This is a genomic window from Arthrobacter sp. 05T420, from assembly GCF_056396305.1.
Genome location: NZ_JBFTLG010000027.1, coordinates 47,391 through 57,218 on the forward strand (window position 1 = coordinate 47,391; position 9,828 = coordinate 57,218).

Genomic DNA, 9,828 nt, shown 5'->3' on the forward strand with positions numbered 1-9,828 from the left:
CACCGGGCTGCAGGGACTTCGTTGCAGTGACCGCGGAGGTCAGGGCTGCAAGGCAGCGACGGCGAGTTGCCCCATCAACAGCAGGCTTCCCAGCGCGGACGAGCCCAGCGCCAGCATCCTCAGCCGGGCGGTGTTCAGGAAACGGTTCACGAACCGGGAGGCCGCATACCCTCCAAGCACGGCCGGCACCAACCACAGCGCGAGCGTCAATATTTGACCTGTCACGGCGCCTGCGACCCCCAGCGCCACCAGGGAAATTGCCGAGCCCACCATAAAGAACGCGCTCATGGTGCCTCGCAGCCGTGATCCCTGGTGGCGTTGCCAGACCAGGGCCATGGGCGGTCCGCCGATGGACGTCGCGGTGCCCATGATGCCTGAGGCGGCACCGGCCGCGATCAGGTTCATCCTGACCGGTTCGGGCGCCCACCCCCGGATTGCCAGGACCAGGCCGGTGACCACCACGATGACCACCACCCAGGCCAGGCCCTCCTTGGACAGCAGGGCCACCAGCCATGCCCCCAGGAAGCTTCCGGGGATCCGGCCCACCAGAGCCCAGCCCGTGCCGCGGAGATCCAGGTGCTGCCGTTCACGGACGGTTACGAGGACTGTCACGAGGAGTGCAAGAAGAATGAGTGTGGCCGGCAGCAGGGCCGGATCCACCATGGCCACCACCGGCGCGGCCAGCATCCCCATGCCGAAGCCTGTTGAGGCCTGCAGGCAGGCGGCGAGGAAAACCACGCCGGCGATGAGCGCATACTCCGTGGCCGTCACCCGACGGTTGCGGTGGCGCCTGTGAGACCTTTGACGGTTTCAAGTGGAAAGTGGCATTCGGCCAGGCGCAGCCCTCCATCGGGGGCGGCCGTCACCCGCGGCTCGGGCGCCACCTCGGCGCAGACGTCCTGCGCTTTCCAGCATCTGGTGCGGAAACGGCAGCCCGACGGCGGATCCAGCGGGGAGGGCAGCTCGCCCTGGAGGACGATTCGGTCCCGCTTCGCCCCGGTAACGTCGAGCTTCGGCGAGGCGGACATCAGCGCCGCCGTGTAGGGGTGCCGTGGATGGTCGAAGACTTCCTCCGTGGCGCCGGTCTCGATGATCCTGCCCAGGTACATCACGGCCACGCGGTCGGCCACATGCCGGACGACGGTCAGGTCATGGGAGATGAAAATATAGGAGACCCCGAGTTCCTGCTGCAGGTCATTGAGCAGGTTGAGGATTTGGGCCTGGACGGACAGATCCAGCGCGGAAACCGGCTCATCGAGGATGATGACGTCGGGGTTCAGAGCCAGGGCACGGGCGATGCCGAGCCGTTGCCGCTGGCCGCCGGAAAACTCCTGCGGGGATTTGCGCGCGTCCGAGGGCCGCAGCCCGACCATGTGCAGCAGCTCCCGTACGCGGGCTTCACGCTCCCGCGAGGACGGGTAAAGGCTCCGGTGGGTCGCCCAGGGCTCGGAAACAATGTCGCCGGCGTTCATCCGTGCATTCAGCGAGGCAAAAGGGTCCTGGAACACCATTTGGACCCTGCGCCGCCAGCTCAGCAGCTCCTTTCCGCGGAGCCCGAACGGGTTCGTACCTTCAAAGGTCACCGTCCCTTCGTCCGGTGTCTCCAGCATCATGAGGGTCCGGGCAAGCGTGGATTTTCCGCAGCCCGACTCCCCCACCAGGCCCAGGGTTTCCCCTCGCCCGACCGTGAGGTTAATGCCATCCAGGGCCTTAAGGCGGGTATTGCCGCGGGCGCTCTTGGCGACGTGGAAGGTTTTGCACAAGCCATCAACCTGCAAAAGCGGCTCAGACATTGTTTATCTCCTTGCTGAAGTGGCAGGCCGCAGCCCGGCCGGGCCTTGACAGCAGGGCGCCGGCGTAATCGTCGGCGTCGTCCTGCAGGTCAACGGGGCTTTCGGTCACGGGGCGACCGTTCACGGGGCTTTCCGTCACGGGCAGCAGCTGCGGGCGCTCGGACCGGCAGATGTCCTGAACCAACGGGCAGCGTGACTGGTACACGCAGCCCGCCGGTATGTCATGGAGCTCCGGTGGGCTTCCGGCGATGGACTTTAGGTGGGCGCCGCGGCCAACATGGACGGGCACCGACTCGAGTAGCCCCTTGGTGTAGGGGTGCCGCGGATCGCTGAAGACCTCGGACACCGGTCCCCTCTCCACCACGTTGCCCGCGTACATCACCGCCACCGAGTCGGACTCCTCAGCAACAACCGCAAGATCGTGGGTGATCAGCACGACGGCCATCTGGCTCTCTTCGCGGAGCTTGCGCAGAAGCTGCATGATCTGGGCCTGGACCGTGACGTCCAGGGCAGTGGTGGGCTCGTCTGCTATCAGCAGGCGCGGGTTCAGTGCCACGGCCATGGCGATCAGGATGCGCTGGCGCATGCCGCCGGAGAACTGGTGCGGATACGAATTCACCCGGGACTCGGGTTCGGGAATCCCCACCCGCTCCATCAACTCAATTGCCTGGACCTTGGCTTCCTTGGCACTCAGTCCACGATGGATCCGGAAAGCCTCACCGAGCTGTGTTCCCACGGTATAAACAGGGTTGAGGGCTGTCAGCGCGTCCTGGAAGACAATTCCGAGCTCGGGACCGGCAAATTTCAGTCGTTCCTTGGCTGTCAGGGCCGCCAGGTCTGTCCCGTTGAGGACCACCTCCCCGCCGGCAAGGTCGCAGACGGGGTCCATGATTCCGGCGAGCGCCTTGGCCGTCATGGACTTCCCGCACCCGGATTCTCCAAGCAGTGCGAGGGTCTCCCCCGCGCGTGCCTCGAAGCTTACGTCATCGACGGCCCGGACGGTTCCGCGATGCGTGCGGATGTCCACAGCCAGGCCCCTGACACTAAGAACAACTTCATGCGCCTTGGACTGGCCGGGGAACACGCTTTGGGCAGCAGTTTTCACGGCTTTGCCTCCTTGACTGGGATGCGGGCAATCAGCCGCTTGCGGGGAAGTGCCAGGCGCCAGCGCTGGGCGGGGTCTGTGGCGATCCGGAGCCAGGCCGCCAGGACGTTCGCGGCAATGGTGGTGACCACAATCGCGACGCCGGGAAAGATGGAAAGCCACCAGGCGGTCTGCAGGTACTGCCTGCCCTGCGCAACCATGAGCCCCCAGCTGACGTCCGGCGGCTGGATGCCAATGCCGAGGAAGCTCAGGGAAGACTCGGCCAGCATCACATAGCAGAATTCGAGTGTGGCCAGCGTCAGGAGCGTCGGCAGAACCACGGGAATGACATGGCGTCCAATGATCGCGTTTGGCGCGGCCCCAAAGGTCCGGGCCGCGTCCACAAACGTCCGGCTTTGAAGCTCCGCGGACTCGGCCCGTGCCGTGCGCAGGTAGATCGGGATCCGCGTCAGGGCGAGGATAAGCACGATGTTCCCGGCGCTGGGACTGAACACGTAAAGCACCACGACGGCGAGCAGCAGGGACGGGAAGCTCATGATGACGTCGGCAATCCGCATCGACACGTTTTCCCGCCAACCACGGTGGTATCCGGCCCAGACACCCCACAGCGAACCAACCACGAGGGCCACGGCCACCGCCGGTACCGCGACCGAGAAGGTGGTGCGGCTGGCCACCACGAGGCGGGCCAGCATGCTTCTTCCCAGGGAGTCGCTCCCCAGAACGTATTCCCAGCCGTGGGCCAGTGAGAACGGCGCCTTGTTGGCGAAGAGGAGGTTCTGCTTGGTGGCCAGGTCGCCCATCAAGGCGGGGCCGATCACGGCTGTCAGGCCGATGAGGACCAAAAGCAGGGCAGACACCGTGGCGAAGCGGTCCTTCAGCAGGAGCCGGAACAGGTTGGGGTTCCCATCCTGGCTTCCGTTCCCCTTTCCGGAGGGCCGATTCTCGGTCCCTGGCAGCTGATCCTGTGCGGCCGGCTCAGTCAATGAACTCGTCATGGTCTACTCCTAAGCTTTTGCCGTCACGGGGCGGACGCGTGCATCCAGCAACGCGTATCCCATGTCGATCAGGATGTTCAACGCAAAGATGGCCACGGCGGTCAGCAGCACGGCTGCCTGCAGGACAGCGAAGTCGCGTTGCAGGATGGAATCGATCATGAGTTTGCCTATCCCGGGCCACCCGAAGATGGTTTCCACCACCACGGCTCCGTTGACCAAACCCACTGTCAGGTCACCGGCCACGGTCAAAGCCGGAGCCGCGGCGTTGCGCAGTGCGTGATGCGTAACCACCCGCAGTTCACCTGCGCCGCGGCTCCGGGCCAGCTTGATGTAGGGCTCGGACAGCGCGGAAACCATGGAACCCCGGACGATCTGGACCAGGACTCCGAAGGGCCGGAGTAGGAGGGTGGCGATGGGCAGAACCCAGGCGCCGGCCCCCGACACACCGGATGTCGGGAGCCAGCCCAGGGTGATGGCGAATACCCAGATGCCAACGATTGCGAGCCAGAAGTCGGGTATCGAGGCAGCGGCCATGGAGACAAAACTTGAGATGCGGTCGGCGACGCCGCTCGGCTTCAGGGCCGCCCAGCAACCCACCACCAGCGCCAGAAGAACAGCCAGCACCATAGTGGTGGCCGCCAGCTGCAACGTGGCCGGGAAGGCACGCAGGGCCATGGCGGCGGCATCTTGGCCGGTCCTGAGCGATTGCCCGAAGTCGAGCCTCAGCACCCCGCCGAAGTAGTCCGCCATCTGCACCAACAGCGGCTGGTCAAGGCCGTTGCGTGCAGTGAACTCGTCCCGCATCTGTTGCGTGGCGTTCAGCGGAAGATACAGTGCCGCCGGGTTACCGGTCATCCTGGCGAGCGCGAAAACACCAACGATTACCACCACCAGCGGAAGCGCGCTGGAAACGATCCGCTTTCTCAAGTAGATCAGCATGGGCTGTCCCTCTTTCCTTGACGTCCGGACTAGTTCGCCGGGGTCATTTCCGAGACGCGGAGTTCGTCCCCGCTGGACGAGTTGGGCGTGTAATTCACCGATTTTGACTTGCCCAAAATGCCGGTCTGGTGGAAGATGTGGGCGAACTGGACCAGTTTGTCGTTCTGGTACGCAAAGACCTCTTCGAACGCCTTCTTGCGCGCCTCCCCCGACGCCGCGTCCGCAGCCTTGATCTTTCCGTCAAATTCCGGGGTGCCGAAGTAGCTCTGCGCACCAGTGGAGAGCATGTACTGGTCAACGGTGAAGGCGGCGTCGCCGGCCTGGTTGCCATGCTGGATCAGGAGCGCGACGGCGCCCTCGTCCTCGGCGAACGGGCGGACCTGGTAGGTCAGCTGCTGGCTGGTTTCAAGCATCTTCAGCTTCACATTCAGGCCTGCCTGGCTCAACTGCTCCTGCAGGACCTGCGCGAGTTCGGTGACCTTCGGGAACTGTGCGTTACGGACCACGAGGGAGATCTGAGCCGAAGTGTCCACGCCGTCGGCTTTCGCCGCGGCCACCAGCGACTTGGCCTTGTCCAGATCGAAGGGCCAGGCTTTAAGGGCCGAGTTGTGTCCCACGATGCCTTCGGGCACCAGCTGCGCCGCCACCTTGTGCTTGCCCTGGTAGAGGGAATTCACGATTCCTTCCTTGTCGATGGCGTAGTTCACCGCCTGACGGACGCGGATATCAGTCAGGGGCGCCTTGGTGGCCTCGAGCCGGAGGGCCACGGTTTCGTTGTTCGGGTAGTCAACAGCCAGGTCCCCGACGTTGTCATCCGGGCTGAGGCCCAGAGCCACGTCCGTTTCACCGCTGGTGACCATGGCGGCCCGCACTGAACTTTCAGAACGCCACTGGTACTCGGCCTTGGCGTACGCGGGCTTCTTGCCCCAGTACCCGTCCCAGCTGCTGAGGGTAATCTTCTGGCCGGCGTCCCATTTTTCGATCTTGTACGGACCGGTACCGACAGGTTCCCGGACCTTCGCGGTGGTGCTCGTCGTCGTCGGCACTATTTCCAGGAACGAAAGGCGGAGCGGCAGAATCGGGTCAGGCTTGGGCGAGGCCACCGTCAGCGTCGTAGCGTCCACTGCCTTGACCTTCAGGTCGGCATCGCCAAATACGTAGCCCTCGACGTTGCAGCCCAGCTTGGAGTTGACGGCCCGGTCGATCGTGAAGGCGGCAGCTTCCGCGTTGAAGGGCGTGCCGTCCTGGAATTTCACGCCCTCGCGAAGCTTGAACGTCCATTCAGTGTCAGAGGTTGCTTTCCACTCCGTTGCCAGCAGGGGCTCCAGCGCGCCCGTGGTGGGATTTCGCTCAATCAGCGGTTCCGTGACGTTCGAGCGCACCACCACGCCGATGGAGGTGAGGTTGGATTCGCAGGCCTCCAGCGTGGGGGGCTCCTGCGCCAGCACAACCCGGAGATTGCCGCCAGCCGTAGCAGGGCCGGAAGCGGAGTTCGCAACCGAGCACCCGCTCAGCACGAGCAGAGCGCCAGCGGCGAGGGCCGGCCATTTCAGGACCGCAGCCTGGGAAAGTACACGAGAAGAAGGCGTCATTGGATTCCTCGGAATTCGGGGGTGGGCGGCCTCAGGCCATCAATGCAGGTCTGCTTTGGGAGCTGAGGTCCGGGGTCGAACTCAAAGTAGTGGCGGCGGAAGAGGCGGACAAGAGACAGCGGTCCTCCGTCTGTTTGCGTAGCCTTCCAACCCGCTCAACATCTGCCCTGTGACGAGCGCCACGGGGGTACGCGACCCGCGTGATTGCTGGGAATAGCCCGGATCAATGCTCGCGGCGCATTGATCGATGCAACTTACAAGTTGGACGCGTATCGATTGCGAAACCTAGGGTGCAGGTATGAACAACGTAGCTGTCCTTCAAGTAGGACCCCTGATGCCCTCTGTACAGGACGCCGTGGTTCTTGACTACGGCGCCGTACGGCTTCCGGATGACCAAGCGGAGCGAGACGCATTCCTGCAACGTCGAGGTGGCGACTTCGATGTGGCCGTCACCTCGGGCAAAGTCGGCGTGGGCACGGAACTCATGCGCGCGCTCCCGGCCTTGCGCGCCGTCGTGAACTTCGGTGTGGGCTACGACGCCACCGACATCAGCCAAGCCAGGGAACGGGGCATCGCCGTCAGCAACACCCCGGAGGTCCTCAACGACTGCGTGGCCGACACCGCCCTGGCGTTGTACTTGGATGTGCTGCGGCGGATCAGCGCGGCGGACCGGTACGTACGCGCCGGCCAGTGGGCCACCGCCGGGAACTTTCCCCTGACCACGAAAGCCAGCGGCAAGCGTGTCGGCATCCTCGGCTTGGGTCGCATCGGCAAGGTGATAGCCCGCAGGCTTGAAGGCTTCGATTGCACCATCAGCTACCACAACCGTCGGCCGGTGGCGGAGGTGCCCTACGAGTACTGCGCCTCACCGGTGGATCTGGCCCTGCAGTCCGATGTCCTGATCATCGCGGCGGCGGGCGGCCCAGATTCACTCAAGCTGGTCGGTCCGGCCGTGATTGAGGCACTGGGCCCTTCCGGCTACCTCATTAACGTGGCGCGGGGTTCCGTCGTGGACGAAGAGGCACTGGTGGCGGCGCTTCTGACGGGTCAGCTTGCCGGCGCGGGGCTCGACGTCTTCGACGACGAACCCAAGGTGCCCCACGACCTGCTGGCCCTGAACAACGTGGTCCTTCTCCCCCACGTGGGCAGCGGAACGCACGAGACCCGGGCCGCGATGGCCGAGCTGACCCTGGCGAACCTGTTGCAGTATGTGACCACCGGGAAGCTGGTGACGCCGGTATGTTGAGCGCCCGGCCGGACGCACATGAGTCCAGACACATGAGGAAGCCTCAAGGAAGCTGGGAGAACGGGCAATGAGCGTAGCGGTTTGGTACCTTTCAACGAAGGAGGGCCTTGCGGCACTCCACGCAGCCATCGCGGAAGCAGCACGACGGCGGACCGGCCTGGACATACTGTGGCCTGCGGCCGACGCCCAGAGCGACATCTCCCCGGCTGAGGAATCGGCGGCCTTGGCACTGGCTTCCGTGAACGGCGTATCAGCGCGAATCCGGCCATCAGGTAACGGCGACGATCCTGCCGACGTCCTCATTGACGCCTCGTTCGAGGACGACGTCGAGCTCGTCGTCATCGGCGTCCGGCGTCGTTCCCCGGTGGGCAAACTGTTCCTGGGCAGCACAGCCCAGAGGGTCATCCTCGAAGCGGGCTGCCCCGTCACTGCCGTCAAGCCTCCGGTGGGGTCCCGCTCTTGACCTCCTGACGTATGCGGTACGACGGCGGCCGGCAGCGACGCTGGACGAGAAGAAGCGCGATTTTTCAGCGGGCGGGAGATGGCCCGAGGGAACCGGTTTTCGGCGAACACCTGGAGCGCGGCCTTCCGTCCCCTGTCATGCTCGGCCGAGCGGGTTGGACGCATCATTTTTAGAAAAACACTCAGGCCGTAAATATGGCTTACCCGGCACCACAGTCATCATTATTGTCGGTGCCTCGTGATTTGCTGGGGGTATGGAAAGCCGGGCGGGGTGGAGTGCGGAAACCTGGAGTGCGGAATGCAGGGAGGCCGTGGAGGCCGTCGCCGCGTCCGCTGCCGAGCTTGTTGCTTTAATGGGCGGCGGCGTTGGCAGGTCCGATGCGCCCGGCGCCGATCCGCTGTGTAATGCGGATCCGTTGGGGAGCATGGCGGATGGGTGCCTGGACGGGCTCGCCGAGGTCGCCCGGCTCGAGGCCCGGACCGCGGCGCTGAAGGTGCGGCTGGCCGCCGACTACGCGCGGGCGACCGTGGCCCTGGCGCCGCCGGCGCCGTCCCCGCAGGACCGCACCGTGCAGGCGATGGCGCTGGTCGCCGAGGTCGGGTGTGTGCTGACTGTCAGCGAACGCACCGCCGGCGCCCTGCTGTCTGATTCCCGGGCACTGACCACGGCGCTGCCGCTGACCCTGGCCGCCCTGCAGGCCGGGACGATCTCCTGGCAGCACGCCCGGATCATCATCGACGAAACCAGCGAATTGGATCCCGCCGGAGCGGCCGGCCTGGAAGCGCATTTCCTGGACCCCGGCGCGCCCAACCCGGCCCGCGGCTGCGGAGCCGGGGACCTCGTGGCGGCCCGGTTCCGGGCCAAGGCCCGCGCCTGGCGCGAACGCCACCACCCGGTCAGCATCGAAGAACGCCACAGCAAAAGCGCCGCAGACCGGCGGGTCGACTACGCCCCGGACCGGGACGGCATGGCCTGGCTCTCCGCCCACCTCCCGGCCGACACCGCCGCGGGGATCTGGGACCGGACCACCGCCGCCGCCCGCGCCCTCCAGGGCCCGGAGGAGGCCCGGACCCTGACCCAGCTCCGCGCCGACGTCGCCGCCACCTGGCTGCTCACCGGCCACAGCCCCGGCACCGGCAGTGGCGGCACCGCCGACGGCGGAATGGCCGGCTGCGGAACGGCCTGCGGAACGGCCGATGGCGGTATGGCCGACGGGGGCACCGGAGGAGCGGCCGATGGCAGCATGGCCGGCTGCGGAACGGCCTGCGGCGGTGTGGCCGGGGGTGTCCCGTCGCCGCGGGCGCAGGTCCTGATCACCGTCCCGGTCCTGTCCCTGCTGGGCGCCACCGACGAACCCGCCGTCCTGGACGGCCACGGGCCGATCCCGCCGTCCATGGCCCGCCGCCTGGTCACCGACGGCGCCGGGTCCTTCTACCGGGTCCTGACCGACCCCCGGGACGGTGCCCCGCTGGAAATCGGCCGGACCAGCTACCGTCTCACGAGAGCCCAGCGGCACTGGCTCCGGCTCCGCGACGGCAGATGCCCCTTCCCCGGCTGCAGCAACCACTCCCTGGACAACGACGCAGACCACCTGCTGGCCTGGGCCGACGGCGGCACCACCGGCATCTCCAACCTCGGCCAGCCCTGCCCCAAACACCACCGCCTCAAACACGGCTCCGCCTGGACACCGGCCGG

At 66.0% G+C, this 9,828-nt stretch carries 9 protein-coding genes; 3 read left to right on the forward strand and 6 right to left on the reverse strand.

Going from position 1 to position 9,828, the window contains the following annotated elements; all coding sequences use genetic code 11:
* Positions 1-39: 39 nt before the first annotated feature.
* Genes AC1DEM_RS20825 through AC1DEM_RS20850 form a run of 6 tightly spaced genes read right to left on the reverse strand, consistent with a single transcriptional unit; the run spans position 40 to position 6,424 of the window.
* Positions 40-771, reverse strand: coding sequence for a sulfite exporter TauE/SafE family protein (locus AC1DEM_RS20825; RefSeq protein WP_476886183.1), 732 nt, complete (start codon positions 769-771; stop codon positions 40-42).
* Entirely contained in the window at positions 768-1,793 is a 1,026-nt protein-coding gene (locus AC1DEM_RS20830) for an ABC transporter ATP-binding protein (protein ID WP_476886184.1), read from the reverse strand. Before AC1DEM_RS20830 ends, AC1DEM_RS20825 begins: the two co-directional genes overlap by 4 nt.
* Positions 1,786-2,898 (reverse strand): ABC transporter ATP-binding protein, encoded by a 1,113-nt coding sequence (locus tag AC1DEM_RS20835; RefSeq protein WP_476886185.1) that lies wholly within the window; start codon positions 2,896-2,898, stop codon positions 1,786-1,788. Before AC1DEM_RS20835 ends, AC1DEM_RS20830 begins: the two co-directional genes overlap by 8 nt.
* The gene (locus AC1DEM_RS20840) at positions 2,895-3,893 is read right to left on the reverse strand and encodes an ABC transporter permease (RefSeq protein WP_476886186.1); all 999 of its coding nucleotides are present in this window, start codon (positions 3,891-3,893) and stop codon (positions 2,895-2,897) included. The genes AC1DEM_RS20835 and AC1DEM_RS20840 overlap by 4 nt, the downstream gene beginning before the upstream one ends.
* A 9-nt stretch (positions 3,894-3,902) precedes the next feature.
* The gene (locus tag AC1DEM_RS20845) at positions 3,903-4,832 is read right to left on the reverse strand and encodes an ABC transporter permease (protein WP_476886187.1); all 930 of its coding nucleotides are present in this window, start codon (positions 4,830-4,832) and stop codon (positions 3,903-3,905) included.
* 29 nt (positions 4,833-4,861) lie between these two features.
* Complete coding sequence (locus AC1DEM_RS20850; RefSeq protein ID WP_476886188.1) at positions 4,862-6,424, reverse strand: ABC transporter substrate-binding protein; 1,563 nt, start codon at positions 6,422-6,424, stop codon at positions 4,862-4,864.
* Positions 6,425-6,758: 334 nt separating this feature from the next.
* Here AC1DEM_RS20850 and AC1DEM_RS20855 point away from each other — a divergent pair, with 334 nt between their 5' ends.
* From AC1DEM_RS20855 to AC1DEM_RS20865, 3 genes are all read left to right on the forward strand, one after another.
* Complete coding sequence (locus AC1DEM_RS20855) at positions 6,759-7,670, forward strand: 2-hydroxyacid dehydrogenase (RefSeq protein WP_476886189.1); 912 nt, start codon at positions 6,759-6,761, stop codon at positions 7,668-7,670.
* Between the two features lie 67 nt (positions 7,671-7,737).
* Positions 7,738-8,133, forward strand: coding sequence for a universal stress protein (locus AC1DEM_RS20860; protein WP_476886190.1), 396 nt, complete (start codon positions 7,738-7,740; stop codon positions 8,131-8,133).
* Positions 8,134-8,386: 253 nt separating this feature from the next.
* A partial coding sequence (locus AC1DEM_RS20865) for an HNH endonuclease signature motif containing protein (protein ID WP_476886191.1) occupies positions 8,387-9,828 on the forward strand: 1,442 nt, incomplete at its 3' end.

Bases quoted from the DNA above. Each gene is read 5' to 3' on its own strand.
- AC1DEM_RS20830 (WP_476886184.1), bottom strand. From the start codon at position 1,793: ATGTCTGAGCCGCTTTTGCAGGTTGATGGCTTGTGCAAAACCTTCCAC.
- AC1DEM_RS20840 (WP_476886186.1), bottom strand. From the start codon at position 3,893: ATGACGAGTTCATTGACTGAGCCGGCCGCACAGGATCAGCTGCCAGGG.
- AC1DEM_RS20845 (WP_476886187.1), bottom strand. From the start codon at position 4,832: ATGCTGATCTACTTGAGAAAGCGGATCGTTTCCAGCGCGCTTCCGCTG.
- AC1DEM_RS20850 (WP_476886188.1), bottom strand. From the start codon at position 6,424: ATGACGCCTTCTTCTCGTGTACTTTCCCAGGCTGCGGTCCTGAAATGG.
- AC1DEM_RS20855 (WP_476886189.1), top strand. From the start codon at position 6,759: ATGCCCTCTGTACAGGACGCCGTGGTTCTTGACTACGGCGCCGTACGG.
- AC1DEM_RS20860 (WP_476886190.1), top strand. From the start codon at position 7,738: ATGAGCGTAGCGGTTTGGTACCTTTCAACGAAGGAGGGCCTTGCGGCA.